The sequence below is a fragment of the Buttiauxella noackiae genome (genome assembly GCF_000737905.1).
GTDB lineage: Bacteria > Pseudomonadota > Gammaproteobacteria > Enterobacterales > Enterobacteriaceae > Buttiauxella > Buttiauxella noackiae.
Map to the genome: position 1 here is coordinate 887857 of NZ_JPRU01000002.1, position 14092 is coordinate 901948.

Annotated in this window: 15 protein-coding genes and 1 pseudogene; 8 read left to right on the top strand and 8 right to left on the bottom strand. The window is 46.0% G+C overall.

The annotated features are described in order from the left end of the window. Positions 1-94: 94 nt before the first annotated feature. Positions 95-1315 (bottom strand): MFS transporter, encoded by a 1221-nt coding sequence (locus IX31_RS12525; RefSeq protein WP_034458583.1) that lies wholly within the window; start codon positions 1313-1315, stop codon positions 95-97. A 200-nt stretch (positions 1316-1515) separates the two neighbouring features. Here IX31_RS12525 and ybjG point away from each other — a divergent pair, with 200 nt between their 5' ends. Further along, entirely contained in the window at positions 1516-2124 is a 609-nt protein-coding gene (gene ybjG / locus IX31_RS12530) for an undecaprenyl-diphosphate phosphatase (protein WP_034460058.1), read from the top strand. A 71-nt stretch (positions 2125-2195) separates the two neighbouring features. Then, positions 2196-2960 (top strand): DNA-binding transcriptional repressor DeoR, encoded by a 765-nt coding sequence (gene deoR, locus IX31_RS12535; protein ID WP_034458585.1) that lies wholly within the window; start codon positions 2196-2198, stop codon positions 2958-2960. A 61-nt stretch (positions 2961-3021) separates the two neighbouring features. Here the strand turns inward: deoR and dacC are convergent, their stop codons facing one another. Beyond that, positions 3022-4227, bottom strand: coding sequence for a serine-type D-Ala-D-Ala carboxypeptidase (dacC, locus tag IX31_RS12540; RefSeq protein WP_034458587.1), 1206 nt, complete (start codon positions 4225-4227; stop codon positions 3022-3024). Between the two features lie 247 nt (positions 4228-4474). On the opposite strand from dacC, the gene IX31_RS12545 reads away from it, so the two are divergent. Next, on the top strand, positions 4475-5101 hold the full coding sequence (locus IX31_RS12545) for a glutathione S-transferase family protein (RefSeq protein WP_034458589.1): 627 nt from the start codon (positions 4475-4477) through the stop codon (positions 5099-5101). Between the two features lie 4 nt (positions 5102-5105). On the opposite strand, the gene IX31_RS12550 is transcribed toward IX31_RS12545, so the two are convergent. The 5 genes from IX31_RS12550 to IX31_RS12570 all read right to left on the bottom strand — a co-directional run bounded on the left by IX31_RS12550 (position 5106) and on the right by IX31_RS12570 (position 9330). Further along, positions 5106-6224: a PQQ-dependent sugar dehydrogenase gene (locus IX31_RS12550; protein ID WP_034458591.1), complete on the bottom strand. Its 1119-nt coding sequence runs from the start codon at positions 6222-6224 to the stop codon at positions 5106-5108. A gap of 102 nt (positions 6225-6326) precedes the next feature. Beyond that, positions 6327-6710: a biofilm formation regulator BssR gene (locus IX31_RS12555; protein WP_034458593.1), complete on the bottom strand. Its 384-nt coding sequence runs from the start codon at positions 6708-6710 to the stop codon at positions 6327-6329. A gap of 142 nt (positions 6711-6852) precedes the next feature. Then, entirely contained in the window at positions 6853-8061 is a 1209-nt protein-coding gene (locus tag IX31_RS12560) for a serine hydrolase domain-containing protein (RefSeq protein WP_034458595.1), read from the bottom strand. Between the two features lie 3 nt (positions 8062-8064). Next, the gene (locus IX31_RS12565; RefSeq protein ID WP_034458597.1) at positions 8065-8370 is read right to left on the bottom strand and encodes a hypothetical protein; all 306 of its coding nucleotides are present in this window, start codon (positions 8368-8370) and stop codon (positions 8065-8067) included. Positions 8371-8703: 333 nt separating this feature from the next. After that, a complete protein-coding gene (locus IX31_RS12570; RefSeq protein WP_034458599.1) occupies positions 8704-9330 on the bottom strand; it encodes an XRE family transcriptional regulator in 627 nt (208 codons plus the stop codon). A gap of 109 nt (positions 9331-9439) precedes the next feature. Here IX31_RS12570 and IX31_RS12575 point away from each other — a divergent pair, with 109 nt between their 5' ends. The 4 genes and pseudogenes from IX31_RS12575 to IX31_RS12590 form a co-directional block, all read left to right on the top strand. Then, positions 9440-9688: a helix-turn-helix domain-containing protein gene (locus IX31_RS12575; RefSeq protein WP_034458601.1), complete on the top strand. Its 249-nt coding sequence runs from the start codon at positions 9440-9442 to the stop codon at positions 9686-9688. A gap of 40 nt (positions 9689-9728) precedes the next feature. Beyond that, on the top strand, positions 9729-10082 hold the full coding sequence (locus tag IX31_RS12580; protein WP_034458603.1) for a hypothetical protein: 354 nt from the start codon (positions 9729-9731) through the stop codon (positions 10080-10082). Beyond that, the gene (locus IX31_RS12585; RefSeq protein WP_034458605.1) at positions 10075-10602 is read left to right on the top strand and encodes a hypothetical protein; all 528 of its coding nucleotides are present in this window, start codon (positions 10075-10077) and stop codon (positions 10600-10602) included. Before IX31_RS12580 ends, IX31_RS12585 begins: the two co-directional genes overlap by 8 nt. 410 nt (positions 10603-11012) lie before the next feature. After that, a pseudogene (locus IX31_RS12590) lies at positions 11013-11396 on the top strand (phage portal protein); the annotation flags it as partial. Positions 11397-11883: 487 nt separating this feature from the next. On the opposite strand, the gene IX31_RS23420 reads toward IX31_RS12590, so the two are convergent. Next, the gene (locus tag IX31_RS23420) at positions 11884-12048 is read right to left on the bottom strand and encodes a hypothetical protein (RefSeq protein WP_157837377.1); all 165 of its coding nucleotides are present in this window, start codon (positions 12046-12048) and stop codon (positions 11884-11886) included. Between the two features lie 86 nt (positions 12049-12134). On the opposite strand from IX31_RS23420, the gene IX31_RS12595 reads away from it, so the two are divergent. Next, on the top strand, positions 12135-13985 hold the full coding sequence (locus IX31_RS12595) for an ATP-binding protein (RefSeq protein WP_051880710.1): 1851 nt from the start codon (positions 12135-12137) through the stop codon (positions 13983-13985). Positions 13986-14092 lie beyond the last annotated feature (107 nt).

The following is a 14092-nucleotide window of genomic DNA, read 5'->3' on the forward strand; positions in this document are numbered from 1 at the left end:
AAGAGAATACCCCGGCATGCCGGGGTATTTTTTTGCTTGTGATAGGGGGATAAGTTGTAGGTTGGATAAGCGAAGCGTCATCCAACAGATAAAGCTAGACGTCCGTCCGATTACCCACGCTTTTATCTTTCAAAAATACAAACATCAAACCCAGCCAGATCACTCCGCCCAGCAAATTCAGCAGGCTAAACCAGCCATTACCACCAAGCAGATAAGCATGCTTACTGACTTCGATGCCGACGGTAAAAATAAGCATCTGTAGCATTCCCATTGCCGCTGAAACAGTGCCTTTGCTCATATCGCTCGCAAACAATGTCAGCCGCACCAGACCTGCGTTAGCAAGGCCAATACCAAATGCGTAGATACTCAACCCGGCCGTCATCCACAAATAAGCATGTGAAGAAGCCACGGTCGCCACGGCGGCAACAACCAGTCCAGGTACAATCCACCAGCCGCCAAGAATAATCAGCGAGCGTACACTACGACGAGACGTTAAACGTGCCAGTACCAGGTTACCCATAATCAGCGCACCAAAAATGGGGACCTGCAGCAATCCATACTCATAGGTTGAAAGCTTTTCACCGCTAATGATGATAATCGGCGATTGCGCAATCCATGTCAGAATCGGCAGGCTAACAAAACCAATGGCCAGCGATCCGGCAACAAAGCGACCGTTCTTAAGCACCAGCTTGTAATCATGGCCTAAATCGCGCAGTGAGAGCTTTTCGCCTAAACGCGTCGCAGTTTCCGGCATCGCACGATGCAGACCGAAGAATGAGAAGGCTGCCAGTGCCGCGAACAACACAAACATCGTTTCCCACGGCGCGTAGTGAATCCATGCAGCCCCAACCAACGGGCCGAGCAATGGTGCAATCAGCGCAACGTTGGCCATCAACGCGGTGATTTTGATACACACCGCCTCTTCGAAAGACTCCTGAATTGCCGCATAACCCACCGCGCCAATAAAGCACAGGCTAACGCCCTGCAAGAAACGCAGAATAGTGAACTGCTCAATATTTTGTGCCAGAAGTGTTGCGAGGCAAGTCACGATAAACCACACCACGCCGGTCAACATCACCGGACGGCGGCCAATACGATCCGACAACGGCCCCAACAGCCACTGCAAGAACATACCTCCCGCCAGATACGCGGTCATGGAGGTCGGTACCCATTCGATTCCCGCGTTGTATTGTTCGACAACCGCCAGCATGCCTGGCTGGATCATGTCGTTGCCGATATACGTAGAAAATTCATAGAGCACCAGGCACAGCGGGAATAGCAGTGCCTGGCGACCCAGTCGTTTATTATTTTGCATGAGTAACTCAAGAGAGAAGAAAAACGCAGGAAGTGTAATAAATTGCCTTCGCGGTAGATAGTGAATTGTTATTTAAGCAGAGCAATCGTTCGGTTGTTTAAGGTTTTCTTAAGAAGCTCAAAGTAGGCTGTCGTCCTATGGTCACGATGCAGGGTGTACGGCATCATTTCCAACCGGCTGATAAAGGAACCAAAGTAGATATGATCGAACAACTCAATCAGGCACTTTTTTTGCTGATCAATGCCACACCGGATTCACCCGAATGGTTGATTAAATTTGCCATTTTTATTGCCAAAGATTTGATTAGCATTGTGCCATTGTTGATTGCCATTCTGTGGTTGTGGGGGCAACGCCGCCAGATGAGCGCCCAGCGCGCGGTGGTGATTAAGACTGCGCTGGCGATCCTCATCAGCGTTTCGCTGTCGTGGATTATTGGCCATAGCTTTCCGCATGACCGCCCGTTCGTGACAGGGTTCGGCTATAACTTCCTGCACCACGCGCCGGATGACTCATTCCCAAGTGACCACGGAACGGTGATTTTCACATTCGCACTGGCGTTTTTGTTCTGGCACCGCGTGTGGTCGGGTGTGGTGTTATTTGTAATTGGCTGTGCGATTGCCTGGTCACGTGTTTATCTCGGTGTGCACTGGCCGCTGGATATGCTCGGCGGTTTGCTGGTGGGTCTGTGTTCTTGTTTACTGGCGCAAATGGCATGGAACTGGTTCGGGGTGCAACTTCACGCCCGTCTGCTTCAGGCTTATCGATTCTGTTTTGCCCTGCCTATCCGCAAAGGCTGGGTGCGTGACTAACTGTTTTTGCAAAGGTAAGATGCGTTAATCGAAACCCGGCGATGCCGGGTTTTTCATATTCAGAGGGCATCATGGAAACCCGGCGCGACGAACGCATCAACCGCCTGATTCAGGCGCTTAAACGCAGCGACAAAATTCATCTTAAAGAGGCTTCCGCGCTACTCGGTGTCTCTGAAATGACCATTCGCCGCGATCTCAACAGTGAACCCGGTCCCGTGGTGTTATTGGGCGGCTATGTGGTGCTCGAACCGCGTAGCGTCACCGCCAACCATTATTTGTTAAGCGATCAGAAAACCCGCCGTATTGACGAGAAACGCCATGCTGCGCGCCTTGCTGCAGCAATGGTTCGCCCACATCAGACGGTATTTTTTGATTGCGGCACCACCACGCCATACATCATTGAAGCACTGGACGATGAACTGCAATTTACCGGGGTGTGTTACTCATTAAACACCTTTCTGGCGCTACAGGATAAACCCGGCTGCCGGGTGATTTTGAGCGGGGGTGAGTTTCATGCCAGCAATGCGATTTTCAAGCCTATTAACTTCCAGGAGTGTCTGAACAATTTCTGTCCGGATATCGCCTTCTTCTCCGCAGCAGGCATTCATACTCGCCACGGAGCTACCTGTTTTAATCTCGACGAGCTGCCGGTAAAACACTGGGCATTAGCGATGGCGCAGCAGCGTGTGCTGGTCGTGGACGACAGTAAGTTTGGCAAAGTACGTGCAGCCTGTATGGGGCCGCTTGCTGCTTTTGATTTGATTATCAGTAATCAACAACCCGATGCGGCATTTATTGAATTTGCCGCGTCGGAAAGTATTCAGCTCGAGTGGTAATAAATAAGCTCTGCCCAAAATACTTCGAGCCGCAAATGCGGCTCGATGTTTGAAGAAGGGATTAAGAGAACCAGGAGCCGAACCATGAATGGAATTTCATCAACACAAAGTCCCACATCCGGCTAAAGAAACCACCCTCTTCCACTGCTTCCATTACCATCAATGGGCGCTGTTCGATTGATTTACCATTAAGCTGGAAATCGATGGTGCCAACCACCTGGCCTTTCTTCAACGGCGCGGTCAGCTGCGGTTCGGTCAGGGTGAAGCTTGCTTTCAGGTTCTTCAACTGGCCGCGGGGAATCGTGACAGAGCCACCTTCACCAGCCCCCAGATTCACTTCGCTTTTATCGCCAAACCATACGCGTTGCGTGACAAAAGTGGCGTCCGGTTTAATCGGTGTAACGGTTTCAAAGAAGCGGAAACCCCACGTCAGCAATTTCTCACTTTCATTGAAGCGAATACGATCGGTTTTAGTGCCCAGCACCACGGAGATCAAACGCATGTCACCCGAAGTCGCGGAAGCGACCAGGTTATAACCCGCTCCGGTAGTGGTGCCGGTTTTCATACCATCAACGTTAAGGTTTGAGCTCCACAACAAGCGGTTACGGTTCGGCTGCTTGATGTTATTAAAGGTGAACTCTTTCTCTTTGTGGATGGCGTACTCTTCTGGCACATCATGAATTAACGCCTGGCCGAGCAGCGCCATATCGCGTGCGGTACTGAATTGCCCTGGTGCGTCCAGGCCATGTACGGTTTTAAAGGTGGTGTTGGTCAGATTCAGTTTTTGCGCATAGTTGTTCATCAGGCTGACGAACGAATCCTGGCTGCCTGCCACATAATCAGCAATTGCAATGCTGGCATCGTTACCTGACTGAATGATGACACCTTTATTCAAATCTTCGACCGAGACTTTATCGCCCGGTTTCAGGAACATCAGCGACGAGCCACGCAGAGCCGGATTGCCGGTGGCCCAGGCATCTTTGCCGATGGTGACCATATCCGTAAGCTTGATTTTATCCGCCTTGAGCGCCTGCCCAACCACATAACTGGTCATCAGTTTAGTCAGGCTTGCCGGATCCAGTTGTAGATCAGCATTGCCTTCAGCCAGAACTTTGCCACTGGCGTAATCCATTAAGATCCACGCTTTGGCATCTACTTGCGGTGCATCAGCAGTCTGTTCTGCACTAACCGCAGGCGCGGCTACCAACAGCAGGGTTGTACCCGCCAGTAATGCTCGAAGCGAAGCAGGGATTTGCAAAGTTTTCATAACACCACCCAGTATCCATTCTATAAAAGTCACGACGCACGCCGTTACTTAATCATCAAGTTGCCAGTAAGCTAACGTGTGAATCCGCTTAAAGAAACAAAGCATTGGTAAAGTTTTTTAAGTTTATTCGATAACTGCGTGACTTGCCGCCACGTTGTCGAGTTTTTTAGCTGCTGTTGAGCTTACGTGCTGTTTTCTTCGCCAGCGCACGGCATACTGAAGTGCAAACTAACAATGAGGAAACAAAATGATCACAGTTTGGGGCAGAGACAATTCGACTAATGTGAAGAAAGTGCTGTGGTGCCTGGAAGAGTTAGGCGTGGAGTATCACTCAATTCCGGCAGGTGGAAAATTTGGTAAAACGCATGATGCTGAATATCTGGCGATGAACCCTAATGCGTTGGTGCCCTGCATTCATGATGATGCAACCAATCTGACATTATGGGAATCCAATACCATCGTGCGTTATCTGGCTGCGCAATATGGTAAAGAGTCGTTGTGGGTTGCTGAACCTGCCGCCCGTGCACGCGGCGAAAAGTGGATGGACTGGGCAGGAACCGCCCTCGCAGGCCCACATCGTGGCGTGTTTTTCAGCCTGGTACGAACAGCACCTGAATTGCGCGATGAAAAATTGATAGCCGATAGCATCGCGCAGTGCAACACGCTGTTTGCCATGGTTGATGCCGAACTGGCGAAACAGCCGTGGCTAGGTGGTGATGAGTTCGGTACCGGCGATATTGCGCTTGGTCCGAGCACTTACAACCTGCTTAATCTCGACATCCAATGGAATGATTTTCCCAATCTGCAACGCTGGTATCAGCAACTGACCCAGCGCCCGGCATTCAAGAAAATCGTGATGATTCCGTTAAGTTAATACATTAGGCTGACGGGCTAATTTTCAGTAATTGCCCGTCAGATTCGTCGGTCAGGACATAAAGATAACCGTCCGGGCCGACGCGCACATCACGTATACGCGCCCCGTGGTCGTCCAGCAACCGCTTCTGTTCCGTGACCTTATCGCCAGCAAGCGTCAGCTCAATCAGGTTTTTCTCTTTCAACGCACCAATAAAAAGCTTTCCCTTCCACTGCGGGAATTTGTCAGCGTTGTAAAACGCCATACCGCTCACCGCCGGGGAAACTTTCCAGTAATAAGCAGGCTGTTCAGTGCCTGCCACAATTTCGCCTTTCGCTTCAGGAATCGGTAAACCACTATAATTAATGCCCCAGGTTGCCAGCGGCCAACCGTAGTTTTTACCGGGCTGAGATACGTTGATTTCATCGCCACCACGTGGGCCGTGTTCATTGAGCCACAGCTCACCATTGGCAGGGTTAAACGCCAGCCCTTGTGGGTTGCGGTGCCCGTAAGACCATATTTCGCCACGAACTCCCTGCTTACCTGCAAATGGATTGTCCTGTGGCACTTCACCGTCTTGCGTCAGGCGTACTAATTTGCCCTGAAGTTTGTCCAGATCCTGAGCGGTAGAGCGCTGGTTATTCTCACCGAGCGCGATAAACAGATAGCCTTTGCCATCAAATGCCATGCGCCCGCCAAAATGGTTGCCGGTTGAGAGTTTTGGAGTCTGGCGGAAGACCACTTTGAAATTCTCCAGCCGCTGCATATTGCTGCTCAGCGTGCCATAACCCACGGCAGTACCCGCTTTGTCATCACTGTTGCCTTCAGCAAAACTCAGCCAGATACGGCGACTGTTTTCAAAGTCCGGTGCCAGAACCACATCCAGCAACCCACCTTGCCCATGCGCCCAGACCTTCGGCACACCAACAATCGGGTCACTGAGCCCTTCACCCGGCTGCCAACGGCGCAATTGCCCATCACGCAGTGTGATAAGCATCCCCTTGTTGTCAGGCAAAAAAGCTAAAGACCATGGGTGGTCGAGCTTGCTTTGCAGCACCTCAACTTTGACCTCCGCAGCCCAACTGAAGCTTGCTGAAAATAATAATGTTGCGGCGATGAATGAGCGTAATGGCGACCGTGGCATAACCTTCTCCTTATCGGTATACCCGATAAGGTTAGTCTTCCAGGATTGGTAGGATGGCAATTTTACAAAAACTTAAATTGGGGGAGTCTCCTCCCCCATATATCACGACTCTACGGCCAGTTGGTGGCCCATAATATCTTTCAGGCTGGCAGAAAGTTCAGACAGACAGCTTTCCAGTTTTTCGGCATCGATGGCGATATATTGTGGGCAATCATGGCGCCCGGTCATCAGGCAAACTCCGGCAGAACACACCGCACTCATACCCTGATTAATACTTTCCATTTCTTGCGCTGCAAGGTGGAATTTGAGGCGTAAAGCCTTCTCACGATACTCAGAAGACAAGTCGAACAAGTTATCGCGCAGATGCTCAGTTTCAATCACAGACATATAGCCTTTGGCTTTTCTCAAAGAGAGATAAGCGGCGATGTCTATTTTGGCGATAATCATCTTTTTCAAGAGATCTCGTTTGAGTGGCTCCCCAGTCATGCATTTATCCTCCATGTGGTTTGAATCGATAACACACACTTATAGTATGGATAAGTTTTAAGCTAACCGGTCTTTTTTGCCGTGTTTTTTGATCCCCGGCAATAACCTTTACAATGGCTAACAATCGCGGTGAAACAAAGGATTACGCAGCGGGATTGACACTACAGGTCGCAGCCTGGCGTTGTTCCTCAAGCATTTGTCGTAACACACTGTGCCCAAGGTTATTTTGCCAGGTGAAACTGTTTTGCAGCACCACAACAGCAAAATGATTCACGCGATCAATACCTATATAGCTGGAGTACCCACCAATATATCCCACCTGATAAGTGATGGATTGCTCGCCATAGGTATCTGTCACCCAGGCAATATTGGCGGCTTCTTTATCCCGTGGATAATAGATCTGCATCGTATCGTGAATCGCTTTATCAAGCGTAGCATCGCCAGTGCTGGCAAGATGCGCGGCGGCAAAAGTCAGTAAATCGGCCGTATCAGTATACAAACCACCCGCGCCAAGCATATTGCCGGTGAACTGCCAGTCAGGCACCACTTGCCCGCGTGGGATAAATTTCGGCTGGCTGCCCGCATGGCCAATAGCCCGTAGCGGATAGCTTTTCAGTTTTTGCGGGGTAAAACTGCTGTTATGCATCCCGAGAGGATCAAAGATGGCAGATTGCACCAGTTGGTCAGCTCGCTGCCCGGTCTGGTAGCGCAAAACATAATCGAGCACGGCATAACCCAGATTTGAGTAACGCGGTTCGGCATTGCCCGGTTTGCTAAATCCAGCCAGGTCTGCGACAACATCATCATTATCGAGATGTGAGTAGAAATTCTCACCGTTGCCAAGATAACGAATAAAAGCAGTCAGCATTGGCAAGTCCATGTTTTGCCGTGGCAAACCAGAGGTATGCGTCACCAGTTGAAGCAGCGTAATTTTTTTCGCATCGCGGCTTAACGCCACCGATGGTGGCAGCAACGTTTCGAGCGTATCTGACCAGTGCAAGCGCCCTTGCGCCACTAACACTGCGGTCGCCTCAGCAGACATCCCTTTACTCAGCGAACCCACAGCAAACAAAGTATGTTCGTTGACAGGTTTATTGTGCCCGGCATCGGTGACGCCAAAATGCCAGTAATGGCGCTGATTACTGGCATCAATCACCCCCACCACCATGCCGGGTGATTGCTCTTCAACCATGGCAGGCAACCATTGGTTGATATCACGCGTTGCGGGCTCCCCGCAGGCTCGCTGGGCTTTTTGCGGCACTTCAGCCTCAGGAGCAACGTTCGACAGCGTTCCACATCCCGCCAACATAAAACCGAGCAGCAGCGTACTCAGGCGACGGGGCGAGTTCATCAATTAGTTTGCCGCCACACAAGGTTTGGCATCAAGACCGACGAGCATCGTGCGGTTTTCACCGACTTTTTTCAGGCCGAAATTACTGCTGTGGTAGCGATAAAATGCCTGTCCGCCGCTCATACTTTGATAGGAGTAACGATCGCCGTTATACCAGGCGTAGTCGCCATCTATCGCGAGTTTTTCACCGCCACAAACAAACTTTTGCGCCGTCGCAGGTGGTGTATTGAGAGGGGTTGGGATCACATTACAGGCAGAAAGCAATGCAACCGCAGCCAGCAGTCCGGTAAGGGCTAAAATCTTGCGCATTAAATATTATCTCTATTAGTAGGGCGGATGTTTAAGGCGAGCGGGAAGATAATAGAACCAGCGCCTCAGGTAAGCAAAAACTAAGGCACTTCAATGATTCTGAAATTTCATCTTGTGTGCCGGGAAAAACAACCAGTAGAGCCACGCCCAAAACCCGTGTAGAATCGGCCGGTTTTTATTTTCTGTTTACTTTGTGAGCGTACAACCCATGCAACAACCCCGTATTGGCTTTGTCTCCCTCGGCTGCCCTAACAATCAATATATAGATTGTGTTTTAATTACAACCAATCGGCTATCTGATTGATTCTGATGTTAAAAAATGGAAGATTGCTGCTATAACTGATTCAATACTAATATTGCTTCTCCCAATATCTCGAAAGCCGGTAAAGATTCATCAGTAACGACTATTTCATTGTATCTAATATTATCACTATTCAAACTATACCCCTCAGAAACTATCTGTACTCTCTTATATAGATAGCTAGTGCCCTTACGCATAACGATCACTTTCCCTTCTCTCAGATTCTTTTGGCTCTGATCTATGATTAAGATGCTACCAACCGTAAATGTAGGCTCCATCACATCGGCATCAACACGAAGAGCAATGAGATGCTCAGTATTACCCTGAAAGCTCGGAAAATTTTTCAAATCCAGCAAAAGGAACTCATCACTTTCATTAAAAGGAACTTTGCATACATTGCTCTTCCCGGCATCGAGTACGAGGTTATGAGCTACCCCCTTAAATTCCTTGCCCGTAGCCAACCATTCTACTGATACGTTTCCAGCTTTTGCGAGCAATACAAGATTCTCAAGCGTGGGGCTTGATACAGCCTGAAGGTAGTTGTGGAAAGTGCTGTATCCGATACCCGCCCTCTTCGCGAATTCACGCCCTGAACCAGAAGGAACAATCGATTTCAGCCGCTCACTGAATTGCACAATGTTTTCTTTTTTGTCAGCCATTTATGTTCCAACATAATTCCAATTTAAGGAATTTTAGTTCCTTATTTTGATTTGACATGTACCTTATAATGATCAATCATATTCTCAATGTAAGTAACGAGTGGTCATTATGAGTATTCATAAACAATCAGGATGTCAGAAAAAGGAGCGAAGTGCCACTAATGAGAATTGGCATAGAGCCGACATACTCGCAGCCATCAAGAAGAAGGGAGGAACACTGGCACAGCTATCCAGAGCAAACGGATTACATGAAAGGACGTTATATAACGCACTTGAACGGCACTGGCCTAAAGGTGAGAAAATTATCGCTGAGTATATAGGAGTATCAGCCCATATCATCTGGCCTCAACGGTATTGACTATTTTAAGATAGTCAGTCGATCAGAAAGGTAATCCCATATGATTCAATCAACACTCAATAATACACAAATCCGCGTTAACCCTGGTGACTGGAAAAATACTGAACCAGGCTTGCTATACATGGGTAAATATCAGGTTGGTCGATTTAAAATGGGCAATAACTTTATGATTCAGTATATGAAACTAATCCACCACACATCTATTGTTATCGGTCATGAACAGGATAATACGACTAATGAATATGTAGTTATGTATATGCAGCATCACGGCATAATCGACAATAGCATCCTAATGCAAATGCGTGAAATGGTTAAAAACCCCAAAGTAGGTTTTTCTGTTTTTCAAAGAAACAATGTAGTCACAGCAATATATAGAGATATGAATAATGAATGAGCATACCGAGAATGTTAGCAACAAGAAGTTATTAAAGGGCGTAGGGATCTTCATTGTGATGTTTATTGCAATGTGTTGGATATTGACGAAAACAGAGGAAAATGATGGACAGGCAAAATCACAGCAACCCGTTATCACATCGGTTGCGGTCGAACCAACACCGCCACCAATTGAGGATAGTGCACCTGTTAGAACCACTTACCATTACACACCTGAAGAACTACAGGCCGAGTTTAAAGCTAACGAGGTACGAATCACAAACAAACTAGATAGCAACATATTGATACTACATGGAAAAATAAGTGATATAGGTTTATCTTTCGGTAAGCCCGTTGTGGGAATAGCTATTCCTGGTAGTCATGACACAATCCGAGCATTCTTTGAAAGCTACTTAAGTGATGATATTTCTGAGCTAAATGTTGGTGATTCCGTGCGGGTTAGAAGCAGAGATGTTTCCCTTAACCCATTTGGCGCAATACACTTGCGTAAATCATTGATAATGCCTGATACAAATAATTAATACATCACCAGCATAGTATGAATATCAGGAAACCAACATATATGGAATTCACAGATCAAGAACTGGAATTATTAGCCTGGTTCATTGGAAAACACTGGAATGAATTTTTCAGTGAGGCAGAAGAAATGGTGTCAATAAGCACCCTACATCGATTAGCTGAAAAGCTAGAACTCGAATACTCAAAGCAGGAAATATAGTATTTGCTTTATAGCAACCCGCCTTCTTAGAAGGCGGACAATATTAAACAATACTCGTCAACGTAGTTGCTAAACAGTCAGTTTTATTTCTTTTAATCATGAGTATTCTCACAACAAAGACTAGTTATCTGTAACTTGCGCTGGTGGTTTAGTCAACGGAATTTCTATCAACGCAGCATGGAACCATTGGTTACGTAGATTTGCGTGCTCTGTAACAAAGGCGTTGAAAACCTGAAAAAATCATTGAAAGATACGTGCGGCGGTGGCGCTTTTAAAAACCTGTTCTTATACGCAGAAGGAGAGAAGAAAGACATCTTGCAGATAATGCCATTCAGCCAGATAGCAGCGAAGGACGAGTTTACCGGCATCAAAGACGCCACCAGCGAGATATGCTTGTCGCGCATCGCGTTCCGCCTCATGGGGGTAATGCCAGACAACGCCGGAGGGTTTGGCTATGTAGAGAAAGCCGCTCGCGTCTTCTCTATCAACGAGCTGACGCCGATACAGGAAAGCCTGAAAGAGCTGAATGACTGGTTGGGTGTTGAGGTGATTCGCTTTAAACCTTACACCCTAGCGACCCCATCACCAGCTGCCTGACCATTCAAAAGATTAATGCCCCACCCTGCCAGATGATGAGCACAGACAGCCCGAAAGCCATATAAGCCCCTCAGCGCCACGCTATCAGGGGCTTTTCTTCCCCCCCTCACCTGAACACCACACAACCAAATTAAAACAAAGCCGCACTGACGCGAAAAAGGACATTAACAGGTTTACCCTCCTGGCTCCCTCAGCGCGCGATGGTTCCCCCGTCTCGCCCGCACACAAGACCCCTGTCTTTTTGTGCACATCTTAACATGAGCTCAATCTGCGCCAGTGCTAGTACGGGTGATTGTTTATAAGGTAAACAAAATATGCAAATTTGCGCACTCTAGTGCAGTAAAATATTTGGGTAGTATAAAAGAGTGCGTACAATAAAAGTTGCTTTTATGTGAACGAAGATCACTAGATAAACTGCAAGCTTCCTCCCAACTTCAAACCGACTTACTAATGATGGCAATCCCCCTTGCTTATCTACTCGCGAAAATTATTCATTTGTAAATAATTTCTGACTGCAAGCCTTACTCTGTGTTGTTCCCGTTGACGATACCATCACCATCACCATCACCATCACCATCACCATCACCATCACCATCACCATCACCATCACCATCACCATCACCTCTGTAAGATTAATTATTATATGACTCACACAACCAATTTTTTGGTAGTACTCGTGTATAAAAATTTGCAGTAGTATATTGAGTGGCATAAGACCATTAAGAGAATGATATTGTTATGAAAATTGCACAGCTAAAGTTGGTTAACTTCCGTGGATATCAGAATGTCTCCGTTAATTTTTCTGATGATTTTAATGTTGTCATAGGGCGAAATGACATTGGTAAGTCAACAATCCTTGAGGCAATGGAAATATTTTTCAACAATGAAATTGTTAAGATAGACATTAATGATTGCAACGTTTTTTGCGAAACAAAAATAATGTCAATTCAGTTATCATTTATTCCTGATAAAACTTCTTATACAATAGATACGATCCCCACCAACTTCAAAGATGAATACTTATTGGATGAAAATGGATGGTTAACTATAAAAAAAACCTGGGACTGCTCCAAAGACAAGCTAACTGCATCCAGCTTAAAAACTGCTTTGGTATCATTCTATCCAGATAACTTTCCAATTCCATTGGTCAATTTGAAGATAACTGAATTAAGAAAAATTTTGACTGATGATTACTCGTCAATCCTTGACGTTGATGCAGTAAAAAAGAATACCAGCTCGCAAATAAGACAAGCAATCTACAATTCTACTGAAAATATAAAACTAAAAACAACCGAGATTGATATAGACAAAGAGGACGGTAAAAAAATATGGACTGTTTTACAAAGTGATTTGCCTTTGTTTTTCTTATTCCAATCTGATAGAGAAAATAGAGATTCAGATAAAGAGGTTCAAAGTCCACTAAAAACCATAACAAAAACTGCGATAGCAGAACTAGAAGAAGAACTAGAACAAGTTAAAGAGAAAATCATCACTAAAGCCATTCAAATTGGAAATGAGACCCTTGAAAAACTCAAAGAAATGAGTCCTGAGATTGCAAGTGTTTTAAATCCTGAAATGACCAACAAAGCTTGGGATAGTCTTTTTTCATTCTCATTCAGTTGTGATGATGGGATTCCTGTCAACAAAAGGGGAAGCGGTGTAAGACGCCTCATCTTGTTAAACTATTTTAGAGCTGAGGCTGAAAGAAAAACATCCGGGAATCGCAATGTTATTTATGCCATTGAAGAACCAGAAACCTCCCAACACCCTGAATGGCAATTAAAACTCTTTCAAGCGTTAATGGATTTACCCAAAAACGAGCGAACACAGGTTATCGTAACAACTCATAGTCCTTCTTTAGCAAGTTTAGCTCCTGTAGATAAGATTATTTTTATCTTTAGGGACGATGGTGAAGTGAATATTCAAACTAAAAACTCAGTTGATCTTCAAGAAGTTGTTACTACATTAGGTGTCCTTCCTGACATCCCTGCAGAAGTTAACAATCCTTCTCTTAAAGTCATCCTATGCCTTGAGGGGCCAACAGATGTAGAATTCTTTGATAATATTTGTCACGTTTTTGGTATTAATATAAATGCAGATCCAAGGATAATGTCATTATCACTAGGTGGTGGGACACTTAAACATTGGGTGAACAAGAATTATCTCCGGAAATTAAACCTTCCTGAAGTTCACATTTACGACCGTGATGTTTCAAAATATGCTGATACGGTTGTTGAAGTCAACTCCAGACCTAATTGTTGGGCAGTTCAAACACAAATGTGGGAGTTGGAAAACTATATCCATCCAAGCCTATACTCTACAGCTTATCCAATACAGAGCCAATTTGTTGACTTAACATCTAACTGGAAGGCCGGTTGGGCCGATAGGAATATACCGAATGAGTTTTCCACTTTTTTGAAAGCTGAAAAAGCAAGTGGAAACATAACAATTATGAATGAAGGTTCCAGCTCAATTAAGAGTGTATTTTCCAATCAACTCTCGACACACATGAATGAGCAACTATTTAGAGATTTAAACGCCTATGAAGAAGTTAACGGTTGGTTCGATAGAATAAAAGTATATATTTAATTGCTAAACATAAAAGCTAAATCTCATGTCATAACTAGATATGAGATTTAGGCAATAAACTAGTGAATTATAGTTTTCTCCTGATAACCGTTCCATCGTCTGTGGCT